Source organism: Flavobacterium aerium (genome assembly GCF_030766725.1).
Lineage (GTDB): Bacteria > Bacteroidota > Bacteroidia > Flavobacteriales > Flavobacteriaceae > Flavobacterium > Flavobacterium aerium.
In genome coordinates this window covers 174,692-190,764 of the sequence record NZ_JARQWR010000006.1, presented here as the reverse complement: position 1 = coordinate 190,764, position 16,073 = coordinate 174,692, and the positions used below count along the sequence as shown (strand labels likewise).

General features: G+C 33.5%; 16 protein-coding genes. 9 read left to right on the top strand and 7 right to left on the bottom strand.

Going from position 1 to position 16,073, the window contains the following annotated elements:
• Positions 1–31: 31 nt before the first annotated feature.
• From P6733_RS10100 to P6733_RS10080, 5 genes are all read left to right on the top strand, one after another.
• Positions 32–1,384 (top strand): DEAD/DEAH box helicase, encoded by a 1,353-nt coding sequence (locus P6733_RS10100; protein ID WP_306352742.1) that lies wholly within the window; start codon positions 32–34, stop codon positions 1,382–1,384.
• Between the two features lie 105 nt (positions 1,385–1,489).
• On the top strand, positions 1,490–3,418 hold the full coding sequence (locus tag P6733_RS10095) for a vWA domain-containing protein (RefSeq protein WP_306352741.1): 1,929 nt from the start codon (positions 1,490–1,492) through the stop codon (positions 3,416–3,418).
• The gene (locus P6733_RS10090) at positions 3,415–4,668 is read left to right on the top strand and encodes a dihydroorotase (RefSeq protein ID WP_306352740.1); all 1,254 of its coding nucleotides are present in this window, start codon (positions 3,415–3,417) and stop codon (positions 4,666–4,668) included. Before P6733_RS10095 ends, P6733_RS10090 begins: the two co-directional genes overlap by 4 nt.
• Before the next feature lie 5 nt (positions 4,669–4,673).
• Positions 4,674–5,003: a DUF4870 domain-containing protein gene (locus tag P6733_RS10085; RefSeq protein ID WP_306352739.1), complete on the top strand. Its 330-nt coding sequence runs from the start codon at positions 4,674–4,676 to the stop codon at positions 5,001–5,003.
• 4 nt (positions 5,004–5,007) lie between these two features.
• Complete coding sequence (locus P6733_RS10080; protein ID WP_306352738.1) at positions 5,008–5,652, top strand: alpha/beta hydrolase; 645 nt, start codon at positions 5,008–5,010, stop codon at positions 5,650–5,652.
• Between the two features lie 51 nt (positions 5,653–5,703).
• Here the strand turns inward: P6733_RS10080 and P6733_RS10075 are convergent, their stop codons facing one another.
• Genes P6733_RS10075 through P6733_RS10065 form a run of 3 tightly spaced genes read right to left on the bottom strand, consistent with a single transcriptional unit; the run spans position 5,704 to position 7,489 of the window.
• The gene (locus P6733_RS10075) at positions 5,704–6,183 is read right to left on the bottom strand and encodes a hypothetical protein (RefSeq protein ID WP_306352737.1); all 480 of its coding nucleotides are present in this window, start codon (positions 6,181–6,183) and stop codon (positions 5,704–5,706) included.
• A gap of 32 nt (positions 6,184–6,215) precedes the next feature.
• Entirely contained in the window at positions 6,216–6,707 is a 492-nt protein-coding gene (locus P6733_RS10070) for a hypothetical protein (protein ID WP_306352736.1), read from the bottom strand.
• A 17-nt stretch (positions 6,708–6,724) separates the two neighbouring features.
• Positions 6,725–7,489 (bottom strand): MBL fold metallo-hydrolase, encoded by a 765-nt coding sequence (locus P6733_RS10065; RefSeq protein ID WP_306352735.1) that lies wholly within the window; start codon positions 7,487–7,489, stop codon positions 6,725–6,727.
• A gap of 86 nt (positions 7,490–7,575) precedes the next feature.
• Here P6733_RS10065 and P6733_RS10060 point away from each other — a divergent pair, with 86 nt between their 5' ends.
• Positions 7,576–9,048, top strand: coding sequence for a TonB-dependent receptor (locus P6733_RS10060; RefSeq protein ID WP_306352734.1), 1,473 nt, complete (start codon positions 7,576–7,578; stop codon positions 9,046–9,048).
• Between the two features lie 53 nt (positions 9,049–9,101).
• Here P6733_RS10060 and bcp read toward each other — a convergent pair whose 3' ends face one another.
• Positions 9,102–9,554 carry a thioredoxin-dependent thiol peroxidase gene (gene bcp / locus P6733_RS10055; protein WP_306352733.1) on the bottom strand — a complete coding sequence of 151 codons (453 nt, stop codon included), beginning with the start codon at positions 9,552–9,554 and terminating at the stop codon, positions 9,102–9,104.
• Positions 9,555–9,591: 37 nt separating this feature from the next.
• Between bcp and P6733_RS10050 the strand changes: the two genes are divergently transcribed.
• On the top strand, positions 9,592–10,251 hold the full coding sequence (locus tag P6733_RS10050; protein ID WP_306352732.1) for an endonuclease III domain-containing protein: 660 nt from the start codon (positions 9,592–9,594) through the stop codon (positions 10,249–10,251).
• Positions 10,252–10,263: 12 nt separating this feature from the next.
• Here the strand turns inward: P6733_RS10050 and P6733_RS10045 are convergent, their stop codons facing one another.
• Together P6733_RS10045 and P6733_RS10040 are read right to left on the bottom strand one after the other, a co-directional pair.
• A complete protein-coding gene (locus P6733_RS10045; RefSeq protein ID WP_306352731.1) occupies positions 10,264–10,404 on the bottom strand; it encodes a hypothetical protein in 141 nt (46 codons plus the stop codon).
• A 45-nt stretch (positions 10,405–10,449) separates the two neighbouring features.
• On the bottom strand, positions 10,450–11,034 hold the full coding sequence (locus tag P6733_RS10040; RefSeq protein ID WP_306352730.1) for an RNA polymerase sigma factor: 585 nt from the start codon (positions 11,032–11,034) through the stop codon (positions 10,450–10,452).
• A gap of 330 nt (positions 11,035–11,364) precedes the next feature.
• Between P6733_RS10040 and uvrA the strand changes: the two genes are divergently transcribed.
• Complete coding sequence (gene uvrA / locus P6733_RS10035) at positions 11,365–14,154, top strand: excinuclease ABC subunit UvrA (protein WP_306352729.1); 2,790 nt, start codon at positions 11,365–11,367, stop codon at positions 14,152–14,154.
• Between the two features lies 1 nt (position 14,155).
• On the top strand, positions 14,156–14,632 hold the full coding sequence (locus P6733_RS10030) for a DUF4348 domain-containing protein (protein ID WP_306352728.1): 477 nt from the start codon (positions 14,156–14,158) through the stop codon (positions 14,630–14,632).
• Between the two features lie 83 nt (positions 14,633–14,715).
• Here P6733_RS10030 and P6733_RS10025 read toward each other — a convergent pair whose 3' ends face one another.
• A complete protein-coding gene (locus P6733_RS10025; protein ID WP_306352727.1) occupies positions 14,716–16,068 on the bottom strand; it encodes an MATE family efflux transporter in 1,353 nt (450 codons plus the stop codon).
• Positions 16,069–16,073 lie beyond the last annotated feature (5 nt).

Here is a 16,073-nt window from a genome sequence, read left to right as displayed (position 1 = left end):
AAAAGCGTATCTTTGCCGAAATATTGACTTTATGAGCACTTTCGAACAATTTAATCTTCCAAAATCCGTACAAAAAGCACTGAATGACTTGGGATTAACAACTCCTACTCCTATTCAGGAAAAATCATTCTCTGTAATTATGTCGGGTCGAGATATGATGGGAATTGCGCAAACGGGTACAGGTAAGACTTTTGCCTATTTATTACCGTTATTAAAACTTTACAAATTTACACCTACTGAAACGCCAAAAATTGTAATCATTGTTCCTACACGTGAACTAGTAGTACAGGTAGTGGAAGAAGTTGAAAAACTAACAAAATACATGTCTGTACGTACTGTAGGTATCTACGGAGGTGTGAATATCAATACACAGAAAACAAAAGTATACCAAGGAATTGACCTTCTAGTAGGTACACCAGGTCGTATTATGGATTTGGCTTTGGACAATGTAATTCGTTTTGATGAAACACAGAAGCTTGTCATTGATGAGTTTGATGAAATGCTGAATTTAGGATTCCGTTTCCAAGTGACTTCCATCTTAGCGATGATGAAACCAAAACGTCAGAATATCTTATTCTCTGCTACTATGACGGATGAAGTAGATGAAATCTTAAATGATTTCTTCGATTTCCCAGAAGAAGTTTCATTAGCACCTTCAGGAACTCCGCTAGAAAACATCAATCAAATATCATATCACGTTCCTAATTTCAATACCAAGATTAATTTATTGAAACGTTTATTGGCTACGGATGATACTTTTGAAAGAATCTTAGTTTTCGTAAACAATAAAAAGATTGCCGATATGCTTCACGATCGTATCGCAGAAGATTTTCCAGATCAATTTGGCGTAATCCATTCTAATAAATCTCAAAATTACCGTTTAAATACAATGGCTTCTTTTCAAGAAGGTCAATTGAGAGGTCTTATTACAACAGATATTATGGCCAGAGGTTTGGATATTTCTAACATCTCACATGTTATAAACTTTGAGTCTCCAGAAGAACCAGAATTATACATGCACAGAATTGGTCGAACTGGTCGTGCAGATGCAACTGGAACTGCTATTAGCTTTATTGCTCCACGTGAAGAAGATTTAAAAATCGAAGTGGAACTATTAATGAATCAAGAAATTAAAATTCTTCCTATTCCAGAAGAAGTAGAAATTTCGACGGTATTAATTGAAGCAGAAAAAGATAGGCAGAAAATCAAATTCTTAATGAAAAAAGTCAAAAAAGGAGATGGTGCTTTTCATGAAAAGAAAGAGAAAAACAAGAAAGTAAATCTTGGTGGTCCTGGAAAAACGAAGCCTAGAAAAACAAAACCTAGAAATCGTGGTGTTGAAAAAACCAGAGCGCTAAAGAAAAAAAATAAAGATAAAGAATAAGATAAAAGACGGTTTGTAGCCGTCTTTTTTTATTAATAGACTTTTGAAAAAACTAATCTTGTTCAATTCACGAATAAATTGTATTTTTGACAAACTTTGATTGGAATGCATTTTAAACACCCAGAAATCCTATACTTTCTTTTCTTACTGGTTATTCCAATTCTGGTTCATTTATTTCAACTTCGTCGTTTCCAAAAACAATATTTCACTAACGTTCGTTTCCTACAGGAACTGAGTATTCAGACGCGAAAAAGTTCTAAACTAAAAAAATGGTTACTCCTTTGCACCCGACTATTCATTTTAGCTTGTATTGTTATTGCTTTTGCTCAGCCTTTTTTTGAAGCAAAGGATCATAAAAATGCGACTAACGAATTATTCATTGTGCTTGATAATTCATTCAGTATGCAGGCGAAAGGACAAAAAGGTGAATTATTAAAAAGAGCCGTTCAGGATTTACTGGAAAGTGTTCCCGAAAACCAAAGCTTTTCATTAATCACCAATACAGATACCTATTGGAATACAGATATTAAATCGGTTCACAAAGAATTACAAGATCTTAACTATAGTGCTTCTCCTTTCCAATTAGATCATCTTATTGCCAAAATTAAAGCCAAAAAATCACCCTATAAAAAAGACATTGTCATCATAACTGACGGGATTGATTTAAATGAAAAACAATTAAAAAGTATTGATAGTTCTACTACTACTTACTTTGTTATTCCGAAAGCAGAAAATAAAAATAATGTTTCTATTGATAGTGTTTATCTACATCAAACACTGGATAATTTCTATGAAATAAAAGTAAAAGCCTCTGCCTACGGAGAACTTCCAAAGTCTATTCCTGTGGCGCTATACAATCAGAAAAAGCTAATTGCTAAAACGGTTCTTTCTTTTGATAAAAAAGAACAGGAAATTGCGTTTACAATTCCAAAAGAAGATTTTCATGGCTATGTAAGTATTACTGATAATGCTTTGGATTATGACAATCAACTGTTTTTTAGTATTTCAAAACCACAAAAAACGAATGTCATTAGTATTGGGACAGCCGATAAAAGTTCTTTTCTAAGTCGTATCTATACGGAGCCAGAATTTGAATATTCTAATTCCGAATTAAACACCTTAGATTACAATATTCTTGAAAAACAAGATGCAATTATTCTGAATGAATTAAAAGAAATTCCACAAGCATTACAAACTACTTTAAAGTCTTTTGCAACAAAAGGCGAAAATATTGTACTGATTCCTTCTATAGAAAGTAATCTTTCAAATCTCAATGGATTTATTGGGAGTTATGGAGCCATTCAATTTCAAGCTTTAAAAAATACTGAGCGATTAATTACGAAGATAGCATTCAACAATCCATTATATCAATCTGTTTTTGAGAAGAAAATTGATAATTTTCAATACCCAAAAGCAAAAGCTTCCTTTGATGTTCGTAGCTCTTTACCTTCTATTTTAACCTTTGAAGATCAAAATACCTTTTTAACGGGAATACAAAACCCAATTCAAGCTGTTTATGTATTTACAGCTCCTATTAATACAGAAAATAGTAATTTTCAGAACTCACCACTGATTGTTCCAACATTTTATAATATGGCACAAAACAATCAGAAATCAGGAGTTACTGCTTTATACATTGGAGATAACAAACCTTATTTCATTGATGCTTTACTTACAAAAGATGAAATTGTTTCCATAAAAAACGATACGGAACAATTTATTCCGGTACAACAAATATTAAACAACAAAGTAAAACTAACGTTCAATGATTATCCTGAACAGGCTGGAAACTTCAGCATTTACAAACAGGATAACATCATACAAAACATCAGTTTCAATTATAACCGAACAGAAAGTGATATTGCAAAAGCAAGCAATCCTTCTCTTTCAAACTATACTACAATTGATCGCATTGACGCTGTTTTTGACACATTACAATCCGATCGAACTAATAACGAAATATGGCGTTGGTTCGTAGTATTGACATTATTATTTTTAGCCACTGAAATATTCATACAAAAATTTGTAAAATGAACTTAATCATCAGAGAAGCCAAAATAATCGATTCTAAAAGTCCTTTTCACAATCAAGTGAAGGATATTAGAATTGAAAAAGGCATCATTAAAGAAATTGGTGAAAATCTTAGCAATTCACAAAATGTAAAGGAATTAAAACTGGATAATCTTCATGTATCTAATGGATGGTTTGACAGTAGTTGTTCACTAGGAGAACCCGGATTTGAAGATCGTGAAACTATTGCAAATGGATTAACTGTAGCTGCAAAAAGCGGATTTACTGCTGTAGCTTCACAACCGAATACATTTCCAATTATCGATAATCAATCTGCTGTTCATTTTGTACTTACAAAGGCTACAGGTTTTGCAACAAAAGTATACCCTATTGGTGCATTAACAAAAGAAAGTGAAGGCAAGGATATGGCAGAGCTTTTTGACATGAAAAATGCAGGTGCTGTCGCTTTTGGTGATTATACAAAATCACTATCCGATGCTAATCTTCTGAAGATTGCTTTACAATACGTACAAGATTTTGATGGTTTGGTAATCACATATTGCCAAGATGAAAAAATCAAAGGAAATGGTGTTGCCAATGAAGGTATTGCTAGTACAAAACTAGGTTTAAAAGGTATACCTGCTTTAGCCGAAACACTTACAATTGCTCGTAATTTATTTGTTTTAGAATATACAGGAGGTAAATTACACATTCCAACAATATCAACGGCAAAGTCCGCTCAACTTATTAAAGAAGCTAAAGCAAAAGGATTACAAGTAACCTGTAGTGTTGCTGTTCATCACCTTACACTAACAGAAGATGCTTTGGAAGGTTTTGATACTCGATTTAAAGTTACACCTCCATTACGAGAGGAAGCAGATCGTAAAGCTTTAGTAAAAGCTGTAAAAGAGGGCATCATTGATGCTATTACAACCGATCATAACCCTATCGATATAGAACATAAAAAAATGGAATTTGATATGGCCAAAAATGGTACTATTGGATTAGAAAGTGCTTTTGGAGCATTGTCTACCATATTGCCAACAGAGTTAATTGTAGAAAAATTAACTGCTGGAAAAACTATTTTTGGAATACCGGTATCCACTATTTCAGAAGGTGAGAAAGCGAATCTTTCTTTCTTTAATCCAGAAGGAAACAGCCATTTCACGAAACAAAACATACTATCAAAATCTAAAAACTCAGCATTCCTTGGAAGTAAAACTAAAGGAAATGTCTATGGAGTTTATAATGAAAATCAGTTGATTTTAAAATAATTCTCATGAATAAAGAAGTTATCGAAGCTGGGAAAAACCATGCTATAATTAGTTATTTCACCATTATTGGAACCATTATTGCCTTAGTACAAAATAATGATCTTAAAAACCCTTTTGCTGCTTTTCATATTCGTCAAGCTTTGGGTGTATCCTTATCCTTTTTTGCCTTAGGCTATATTGTTGGATATTTTGACAGTTGGATGGTTTCCTCCGCCTTTTATGTATTCTTCATTGTCCTATGGGCATTTGGTTTCATCAATGCATTACAAGGGGAATATAGACCAATTCCATTAGTAGGTGAATTGTTTCAAAAAGTATTTAAAAACATAAACTAATCCCATGGAATTATCCTTATACCATTTAGTCCGAGAACCAAAAATCAAAAAAGACAAAAATCCACTTTTACTATTATTACATGGGTATGGTAGTAATGAAGAAGATTTATTCTCATTTGCTACTGAACTACCGGATGAATATTATGTTATTTCAGCTCGTGCTCCTTATGATATGAAACCATACGGGAATGCTTGGTACGCTATTCATTTTGATGCCGACGAAAATAAATTCTCCGATAATGATCAGGCAATGGAATCGAGAGATCTTATTGCTAATTTTATTGATGAGCTTATTGCAGAGTATCCTATTGACCCTAATAATATTACTTTAGTTGGTTTTAGTCAAGGTACGATATTGAGCTATGCTGTAGCGCTTACCTATCCTGAAAAAATCCAGAGAGTGGTAGCCTTGAGTGGCTATCTTAATAACGATATTATTCCAGCATCATTGGATGCCAAAAATTATAGCGCTTTAAAGATGTTTGTATCACACGGAACTGTCGATCAGGTTATCCCAATCGACTGGGCTAGAAAAGCACCAGATGCCTTAAAAGCATTCGGTATTGATGTTACCTATAAAGAATATCCAATAGGACATGGAGTATCCCCACAGAATTTTTATGATTTTAAAAATTGGTTGGAACAATAATAAAAAAAGGGACTTGATATCAAGTCCCTTTTTTTATTATCAAAATTAATTTTAATTTTCTTCTTTATCATCACCTGTTTGCTGTGCTTCCACAATATTCGCACCGGTGTATATTGTTTCATCTCCTTTTTTGAGTAAATATCCTTTTACATTCGACAGAGACCAATCTCCATTATAATAGGATTTCCCTTCTGCTTCTCTTTCAAAAATAAGTGAGTTCTTTTCATTTGGTAAAAATACCTCTGCTTTATTTCCATTTTCTTCAAAAATCACAAAAGCACTTACAACAGCATCTTCTTCATTTACATTTACAGGATTCAATCGAATACCTTCTTCAAATACGCGGATACATTTTTTCAATAAAGTAGACCATCTGTATCCTGCTGATCCTACACAACCTTTCTCATCTTTGTCTACTCCTAAAACTACTTTTTTATCAGGAGTTACTGGTGTTTCATCAGAATTTCCTTTTGTGAAATTGCATGATGCTGTTCCAATAATTAATGTCGCTAATAAAACTATTTTTCTCATATTCGTAATAATTTAATCGTAAAAATACTAAATTATGTATTAGGGTAGATAATTGATTCAACAGTTTCGAAGCTAAAAGTTTCATCGGCATTAATAAAATACTTAATAATTACCTCTCCCCATATCTGACCATCTGAAAAATCTGCGATAATCCAACGGTGGTTTAAAAACTTCACTTTATTAATCATGAATTTATTTCCATTTATCTGATCATAAGGCACCAGCTTATTCCCTTTTGGGTCTTCATTCATCGCTATGATTTCGTCTTTCATCTTTGGCAATACTACATCCAGATTGTATTTTTCTAAATAGTTCAAAGCATTTTCATTGTTCTCTAATGAAAAATAATTGGACTCCACAAACTCATTGTTTAGTTTTGTCAAACTATCTTTTGAAGCTTTTAAATTCTGGTGTAATTTTTCAATACTTTCATCCTTTGCTTTCAACATTTTTGTTGCATTCATGTACTGAAAAATATTATACAACAATGACATTACAAACAGGTAAACTATAGCTTTTTTCATTTTTATTAAACTAAATATTAAAGGGTTATTTCAAGATTATCGTAGGCTAAAAAAACATTCTCCGGTAATTTCTTCTGAACTTCTTCATGGAATCCTAGAAGGTGACTTATGTGCGTTAAATAGGCTTTTTCAGGCTGAACCAAAGCTATAAAATCTAACGCTTCCTGCAAATTAAAATGTGTATTATGCGGTTCTTCCCGTAATGCATTCACTACTAAAACCTTAAGTCCTTTTAGTTTTTCTATCTCCTTCTCATCAACAGTTTTAGCATCTGTTAAATAGGCAAAGTCATCAATTCTATATCCAAAGACTTGTAGATCTCCATGCATAATATTAATCGGAATTACCATTTTATCTCCAATGGCAAATGGGATATCATTTGATACTAAATGCGTATCAACTGACGGCGCACCAGGATAACGGTTTTCTACTTCAAAAATATAATCGAATCTTCGTTCTAAAGATTGTAATACTCTTTCGTGCAAATAAATAGGAATTGCTCCTTGTTTAAAATAATACGGACGTATATCGTCCAAACCTGCTGTATGGTCCGCATGTTCATGGGTAAAAAGAATACCATCTACTTTCTGACAATTAGAAGTCAGCATTTGTTGTCTAAAATCAGGACCACAATCGATGACATACGAGTGTTCTCCCCATGATATCCAAGCAGATACTCTCAATCTTTTATCCTTAAAATCAGTGCTTTTACAAACGGAATGATTACTTCCTATTACTGGAATACCTTGTGAAGTACCTGTACCTAAAAAATATACCTTCAAAATTAACTATTTTTTTACAAAAATAGGATTATTTCTCTTTCATTAACCTCCCTATATCGTTAACTTTGCAAAGTATTATTACGACTATGGAAAAACTAGAAACTGAGATTACCCTCAAAGGTGATAGAGTCATCGAACAAATACCTTCAATCAAGGACAAAGCACTTCGTATTAATCTAAACGAAAACATTTACGGTACTTTTGCTGAAATTGGTGCAGGACAGGAAACTGTTCGACACTTTTTTAGAGCCGGCCGTTCTTCTGGTACCATTGCAAAAGCAATGTCTGCTTATGACAAAGACTTTAGTGATGCAATTTACGGCATGGAAGAAGATGGCCGATATGTTACTGAATCCCGCCTGAAGAAAATGCTTTCTCATGAAGTAAACCTAATTGAGGAACGTTTAAAACGCGAAAAACACCCAAGTAAATTTTTCTTTAGTTTTGCAAATACTGTAGCTACTATTGATTATGCAAAACAATACAAAGGACATGGTTGGGTAGGAATTAAATATCAAGTTGAACCAGATGAAGATTACAATGAAATTATTCTTCATATTCAGTTCAAAGAAAACGATACCCGATTACAACAAGAAACATTAGGTATATTAGGTGTAAACTTAATTTATGGTGCTTATTATAAATATAATGACCCTAAAAAATTACTCCGTTATCTTTACGATCACTTAGACAAAGACCAGTTAGAAATTGACACGATTAACTTCTCTGGACCTCGTTTTGCCGATGTAGATAACCGTTTAATGAGTTTGCAATTGGTTAAGAATGGCATGACGGATGCCGTAATGTTTGGCCCAGACGGCCACAATATTCTTCCTGCTGCTATTTTATACAAAAAAAACATACTTGCTTTAAGAGGAAGTTTCCGTCCTGTGACGAAAGTAAATATGGATATGTATGAGAAATCATATGAAATGTTTCTTCAGGAAAATAAAGTAAACAAAGACAATACTCTGGTAATTTTTGAAATTACATTATCAAATCTTCGTTCAGACGGAGAAATTGACGAACGTGACTTTATGGATCGTGCCGAATTACTTTGCTCTTTAGGACAAACGGTAATGATTTCAAATTTCCAAGAATATTATAAAGTAGTAGAATATTTCTCTGTATATACTAAAGCCCGCATGGGATTAGCAATGGGCGTAAATAACCTTATTGATATATTCGATGAAAAATACTACCGTCATTTGAGTGGAGGTATTTTGGAAGCTTTTGGTAAACTATTCTATAGAGATTTAAAAGTATTCTTATATCCGATGCAGGATGAACAAGGAGAAATCATTACTTCTGAAAATTTAAAAGTTCATCCTCGAATGAAAGAATTGTACAAATTCTTCAAATTCAATGGAAAAGTAATTGATATTGACGATTTTGATCCACATACGCTAGAAGTATTTTCGAGAGAAGTACTAAAAATGATTAGTAAAGGAAAGCCAGGATGGGAAGAAATGCTTCCTGTAGGTATTGCAGAACTTATCAAGAAAAATAACTTATTTGGATATGATCCAACTATTTTCTTAGAAGAAAAATCAAATTAAAAAAAAGCCCCGATAAATATCGGGGCTTTTTTTTATGTTATTGATTAATACTGCTAACCTAGAATTTGAGCAGCATGATCTTTCGTTTTTACTTTTTCAATGATGTCCATAATAATTCCTTTTTCATCAATAATAAAAGTCGTTCTATGTATTCCATCGTATTCTTTACCCATAAACTTTTTAGGTCCCCAAACTCCAAACGCCTGAATCATTTCTTTCTGCTCATCGGCTATTAGCGGATAGGGAAAACTAAATTTATTTCTAAAGCGACCTTGTGCTGCTGCCGAATCGGCACTTACACCTAATATCTCATAATTCTGTTGTTTAAAACGCTCATAATTATCACTAATATTACATGCTTCAGCTGTACAACCAGGTGTATTTGCTTTGGGATAAAAGAATACCACTAATTTTTTCCCTGCATAATCTTTTAGGCTATGCGTTTTTCCATCTTGATCTATTCCTGAAAAATTGGGTGCTTTATCTCCTATTTTTAATGTTGTCATAATAACCTTATATTTGTTTTGAATAAAAGTAAAGAAAATGAATAAAGAAGAAAAGGTTGCCTTTGTTATAAATACGTTAAAAGAAATATATCCAGAAATTCCTGTTCCTCTCGATCATAAAGATACTTATACATTATTGATTGCAGTCTTACTTTCTGCACAATGTACAGATGTAAGGGTTAATCAAATTACGCCTATTCTTTTTGCAAAAGCTGATAATCCTTATGACATGATTAAAATGTCTGTAGAAGAAATCAAGGAAATTATTAGACCTTGTGGTTTATCTCCTATGAAATCTAAAGGAATATATGGCTTATCCCACATACTGATTGATAAATACGATGGCCAGGTTCCTGCGGATTATGCAGCCCTTGAATCTTTACCAGCTGTAGGACACAAGACGGCTAGTGTTGTAATGTCACAAGGATTTGGCATACCTGCATTTCCTGTTGATACGCACATTCACCGATTGATGTACCGATGGAATCTGAGCAATGGGAAAAATGTTGTTCAAACGGAACGTGATGCAAAACGTTTATTCCCAGAAGAATTATGGAATGATTTACATCTTGAGATTATTTGGTATGGTAGAGAGTACTCTCCTGCCCGTGGATGGGATTTAGAAAAAGATATTATTACAAAAACTATTGGACGAAAAACTGTTCTTGAAGAATATTATAAAAAAAAGTCCCGATAAATCGGGACTTTTTTAATTAGCAATAATTTCATAATTCATGTTCTTACCTTTCACAAAGCTAACCGCTTTGGAATAGTTTAACAAGAATGCTATGGTTTCCTTTTTTGGTAACATCTTTTTAGTTGCTAATGATTTAGAGTAGATTTTTGCCATATTAATTACCTTTTTCATTAGAACGTCATAAAGATATTTATATTGTTAATTTGTCAATATAATTTGATTTTTTTCAATTACCTTTCTTAAGTTCATTAATGCATAGCGCATTCTTCCCAAAGCAGTATTAATACTCACATCGGTAAGTTCTGATATTTCTTTAAAACTTAGATCTTGATAAATACGCATTACTAAGACTTCTTTTTGATCGGCTGGTAATTCCTCAATAAGTCTTTGTAGATCTACTTCAACCTGATCTGCAATAATTCGAGCCTCAACATTAGGCTGATTATCCGACATGATTGAAAAAATAGAGAATTCCTCTGTTTCTCTATACATTGGCATTTTTTTTGTTTTTCTAAAATGGTCCACGATAAGATTGTGCGCAATACGCATTACCCATGGCAAAAACTTACCTTCTTCATTGTAAGAATTTGATTTCAGCGTTTTAATTACCTTAATAAAAGTATCTTGGAAAATATCGTCCGATATATCTCTATCCGTTACTTTAGAATAAATAAAACCGTAAATTTTCGATTGGTGCCTTTCAATTAGTGTTGCTAGAGCGGTTTCGTTACCTGCCACATAACTCTTCACCAATTCGGCGTCTGGAAGTACAACGTTAGCCATAAAAAATACTTTTTAGTTTTTGGTATAAAATTCAATCGTTCTCTAAAAAAAGTAATTTTATTGTATAGGCTCGCGTTAAATAAAGATTAATATTAACCAAATGTAGCGCATTTATTTTTAAACTTCCCAATAAAAAATTAAAATTTAACACATTTCAGTACAATAAATTCAAAATTGTAGAATTTTTAAATCCAAATTCCACAATTTGTAGAATTTTGTGCGACAGCAATTTATAGACCATTTTTTCTTTTTCCACATAAAAGTGTCTTCTCTTATCTACTTAAAGTTCGCCCATAATTGATTATCTTTGCCAACATTGACTTTTTTGCTATGAAAACGGACATTACGACTTTAGATCCTAAGAAGAATATTATAATAAAAGGTGCTCAAATTCACAACCTTAAAAACATTGACGTTGCTATTCCACGTAATAAATTGGTGGTTATAACAGGTTTATCGGGTTCTGGAAAATCGAGTTTGGCTTTCGATACGTTATACGCCGAGGGACAACGCCGTTATGTAGAGAGTTTATCTTCCTATGCGCGACAATTCTTAGGTCGTCTGGACAAACCGAAGGTAGATTATATTAAAGGTATCGCTCCTGCAATTGCTATTGAGCAAAAAGTAAACACGACCAATGCCCGTTCTACTGTAGGTACCTCAACTGAAATCTATGATTATTTAAAATTGCTTTTTGCCCGTATCGGAAAAACGTATTCGCCTATTTCGAATCTGGAAGTAAAAAAGAATACGGTTTCTGACGTTGTAAATCTTGTTCAAACTTTTGAACTGGATAGCAAATGGTTATTGATTTCCCCTATTCTTCTTGAAAAAGGAAGAACGCTAAAGGATAAACTGAGTGTTCTTTTACAACAGGGATATTCCAGAGTTTTAGTCGATAATGAAATGATTCGTATTGACGAATGGGATGAGAAAAAGCATAAAACCAAGGAAATCTTCTTAATCATTGACCGTATTATCGTGAAAGAAGAAGAAGAATTTTATAACCGTCTATCGGATGCTATTGAAACCGCTTTCTTTGAAGGTAAAGGAACCTGTTATTTACAAGAACTGAATACTGATAAACGCTATAACTTCAGTAATAATTTTGAATTAGATGGTATTACATTCTTAGAACCAAATGTTCATCTTTTCAGCTTTAATAATCCTTATGGTGCCTGCCCTTCTTGTGAAGGATATGGTAACATTATTGGTATTGATACCGAATTAGTTGTTCCCAATACGGCCTTATCCATTTATGAAAATGCCATTTTCCCTTGGAGAGGCGATAGCATGAGTGCCTTTAGAGATCAATTAGTCAATAATGCTTATAAATTTGATTTCCCAATACACAAGCCGTTCTTTGAGCTTACAGATGAACAAAAAGCTTTAGTATGGGAAGGAAACTCCTATTTCACCGGATTAAATGATTTCTTTCAGGAATTGGAAGAAAAGAATTATAAAATACAGAATAGAGTAATGCTTTCACGTTATCGTGGAAAAACAAAATGTCCTACCTGCAAAGGGAAACGTTTACGTGTTGAGGCTACTTATGTAAAAATTGCTGATAAAAATATTACGGATCTAGTCGTTCTGCCGATTAAAAATCTAACTGAATTTTTCAGTGCATTGGAACTTTCAGAATATGATATGAAAGTGGCTAAACGATTATTAGTCGAAATCAATAATCGTCTTTCTTTCTTAACTGAAGTTGGATTGGCTTATCTTACTTTAAACCGTAATTCTGCCAGTTTATCAGGTGGAGAATCACAACGTATCAATCTGGCTACATCTTTAGGAAGTAGTTTAGTAGGATCCATGTATATTCTGGATGAACCGAGTATTGGTCTTCATCCAAAAGATACTGAACGTTTGATTAAAGTATTACTATCGCTTCGTGATCTTGGAAATACAGTAATCGTGGTAGAACATGATGAGGATATTATGAAAGCGGCCGATATGATTATTGATATTGGACCAGAAGCCGGAAGTTATGGTGGAGAATTAGTTGCGCAAGGTGATTTTGAGGCCATCCTAAAGTCGGATTCCTTAACGGCTAAATACCTGAATGGTGATTTAGAAATTGCCGTTCCCAAGCACCGCAGAACTACAAAGAATTTCATTGAAATTGTAGGCGCACGCGAAAACAATCTTAAAAATATTTCTGTCAAATTCCCATTAGAAGCTTTAACGGTTATTACTGGAGTTTCTGGAAGTGGAAAAAGTACATTGGTTAAGAAAATCTTGTTTCCTGCCATGCAGAAAAAACTAGATGGAATTGGTGAAAAAGCGGGTCAATTTACTGAAATGACGGGTAATTTCTCTCAAATTAAGCATATTGAATACGTAGATCAGAATCCTATTGGACGAAGTTCACGTTCAAATCCAGTGACTTATATCAAAGCGTATGATGATATCCGTGATTTGTTTTCAAAACAAAAATTATCTCAAATCAGAGGGTATCAACCGAAGCATTTCTCTTTTAACGTAGATGGTGGTCGTTGTGAAACTTGTAAAGGTGATGGTACTGTAACCATTGAAATGCAATTCATGGCTGACGTTCATTTACTTTGTGAAACTTGTAATGGAAAACGTTTTAAGAAAGAGATTCTGGAGGTGGCTTTTGAAGGGAAAAATATCGATGATATTTTAACTATGACCATTGATGATGCCATTGCCTTTTTTGAAAAAACAAAACAATCTAAAATATTCAGCAAACTTCAACCTTTACAAGATGTTGGGTTGGGTTATGTTCAATTAGGTCAGTCCTCTTCTACTCTATCGGGCGGAGAAGCACAACGTATTAAACTGGCTTCTTTCTTAGTTAAAGGAACAACCAAAGACAAAGCTTTATTTGTATTTGATGAACCTACTACAGGACTGCATTTTCATGATATTAAGAAACTATTGGCTTCATTTGAAGCCTTACTAGAAAAAGGGCACTCTATCATTGTTATTGAACATAATCTTGATTTAATTAAGTGTGCCGATTATATCATTGATTTAGGTCCTGAGGGTGGCGAAAATGGAGGAATGATTCTAGCGGAAGGTACACCAGAAGCAATTGTGAAGAATAAGAAATCTATTACTGGAATTTATTTGAAAGACAAATTGAAGTAGCATGAAAACTAAATCTATATGCCTTATCGCTCTTTTCTTGAATTTCATTCTTCTAGGATGTAAAGAACAGAAAAAAGAAGTGGTGGCTCCTGAATCTGCAATAGAAGCTCCATCAACAGATAAAACAAATGATTCTGTTGATAAAGGAGAAAATCTAAATGCTTTTCTAGCCCGTTTCAATAAGGATAAAGATTTTCAACTCAGCCGAATTGTATTTCCTCTAAAGATTGTACAATTGAATATGGAGGTAGAGAATGAAGCTGATTTTGATATGCACAATTATTATGTTCCTAAAGCGGAATGGGAACCTATTGATGTTTTCTATACGGATCGTGACTATAAACAGACGATTGAAGAAAAAGGAAATGAGGCAACGGTTAAGCAAAGAGGCATTAACAACGGCGTCTACATTGATTACCACTTTAAGAAAAAAGAAGGTCACTGGTTTTTAGAAACGTATACAGACGAATCTACTTAAAAACTATAGGAGTTTCTCCTTTTCTATACTAATACTAAACTCAAAAGGATTGTACAAAAAATTCAAAACTCCAAAGCTGTATCTTAAACTAATTCTTTTTCTTTCTTCTTCGCATCAAAATCCATTTTGATGAAAATTATAGTAATAATCACTACTGTTATTTCTATTAAAGCACTTCCCCAATAAATACTGGATATTCCAAAATACATAGGAAGTAAAATCATCAATGGGATATAGAATACCAATTGACGTAATAAGGCCAATGAGCTTGCTTTTTTACTATTGTTTATTGCAGGGAAATAGGACAACGCTAAGACCGTAATAGGCAATAATGGTAATGTTGATAGGTAAATCCTAAAATGATTCAATTGTTCGATCTCTATATGTGTATTCGGCAACATGGTTCCTATTACTTCTGCAGGAAACAATAATGAGGCTAAATAAAATGGGCTTAGAATAAGGATTCCGGTAACGGTATAAATAATCAATGATTTTTTTGCTCGTTCATGTTGTCCCGCTCCATAATTCATCCCTACCACGGGTTGTAAACCTCGCATCAAACCAAATAATGGTGTCAGTAAGAATAAAAAGAAACGATTCACTACCGTATAAAATGAGATATCATCGGCTGTTCCATATTGTGATAAGGCATTAAAGATAATCATGCTTTGCAAGACGTTCATAATAGAAAAAATCATCTCTGGAAAGCCCAATTTCAAGATGCTGTTCCCAATCACTTTATCATAGGATAGTGACTTCCAATTGGTTTCAAAAGAGTTTTTCTTACTCGCAAAATAATACAATCCTAAAAATGAATATACTATCATTCCCACATTTGTTGCCCATGCTGCTCCCATTACTCCCCATCCAAATGTTGAAATAAAAATGGGTTTTAGTAGTATATCAATTATTAATCCTACGGTAATCATTGCTGCGGCTTTTTTCATTTTTCCTTCTCCACGAACGACCATGTTAATGGCCAATCCATGAATCCAGAAAATAGAACCAATCAAGGTGACTCTGAAATATTGGGTTGCCAATACTTCAATTGTTCCTCGAGCCCCCATTAAATACAATAGTTCATGAGCAAATATATAGGCAGGTATGGTAAAAGCCAGTGAGAAGAAAAGGCATAATACATTAAAACTGCCAAACAGCTTATAGAGCTTTCCTTTCTCATTCGCACCTAACCAAATACTCAATGCCGCACTAGAACCTACTCCAATTAATCTTCCAAAGCCGAGTACAATTTGCGAAAGCGGATACGCCATCCCTACTGCTGCCAAGGCTTCGTTATTGATTAAGCGCCCAACAAATATTGCATCTAAGAAATTATTTACTCCATATAGTACAATGGCGACAACTGCTGGCCATGATGTTTGCCACATCACTTGTTTCAAATCGCCTTGTAATATAAACTCTTTTTGATCTTTCATTATAT

Excerpts from the sequence above, each read along its gene's own strand:
- P6733_RS10100 (WP_306352742.1), top strand. The coding sequence starts at position 32 with ATGAGCACTTTCGAACAATTTAATCTTCCAAAATCCGTACAAAAAGCA.
- P6733_RS10095 (WP_306352741.1), top strand. The coding sequence starts at position 1,490 with ATGCATTTTAAACACCCAGAAATCCTATACTTTCTTTTCTTACTGGTT.
- P6733_RS10090 (WP_306352740.1), top strand. The coding sequence starts at position 3,415 with ATGAACTTAATCATCAGAGAAGCCAAAATAATCGATTCTAAAAGTCCT.
- P6733_RS10085 (WP_306352739.1), top strand. The coding sequence starts at position 4,674 with ATGAATAAAGAAGTTATCGAAGCTGGGAAAAACCATGCTATAATTAGT.
- P6733_RS10080 (WP_306352738.1), top strand. The coding sequence starts at position 5,008 with ATGGAATTATCCTTATACCATTTAGTCCGAGAACCAAAAATCAAAAAA.
- P6733_RS10075 (WP_306352737.1), bottom strand. The coding sequence starts at position 6,183 with ATGAGAAAAATAGTTTTATTAGCGACATTAATTATTGGAACAGCATCA.
- P6733_RS10070 (WP_306352736.1), bottom strand. The coding sequence starts at position 6,707 with ATGAAAAAAGCTATAGTTTACCTGTTTGTAATGTCATTGTTGTATAAT.
- P6733_RS10060 (WP_306352734.1), top strand. The coding sequence starts at position 7,576 with ATGGAAAAACTAGAAACTGAGATTACCCTCAAAGGTGATAGAGTCATC.
- bcp (WP_306352733.1), bottom strand. The coding sequence starts at position 9,554 with ATGACAACATTAAAAATAGGAGATAAAGCACCCAATTTTTCAGGAATA.
- P6733_RS10050 (WP_306352732.1), top strand. The coding sequence starts at position 9,592 with ATGAATAAAGAAGAAAAGGTTGCCTTTGTTATAAATACGTTAAAAGAA.
- P6733_RS10045 (WP_306352731.1), bottom strand. The coding sequence starts at position 10,404 with ATGGCAAAAATCTACTCTAAATCATTAGCAACTAAAAAGATGTTACCA.
- P6733_RS10040 (WP_306352730.1), bottom strand. The coding sequence starts at position 11,034 with ATGGCTAACGTTGTACTTCCAGACGCCGAATTGGTGAAGAGTTATGTG.
- uvrA (WP_306352729.1), top strand. The coding sequence starts at position 11,365 with ATGAAAACGGACATTACGACTTTAGATCCTAAGAAGAATATTATAATA.
- P6733_RS10030 (WP_306352728.1), top strand. The coding sequence starts at position 14,156 with ATGAAAACTAAATCTATATGCCTTATCGCTCTTTTCTTGAATTTCATT.
- P6733_RS10025 (WP_306352727.1), bottom strand. The coding sequence starts at position 16,068 with ATGAAAGATCAAAAAGAGTTTATATTACAAGGCGATTTGAAACAAGTG.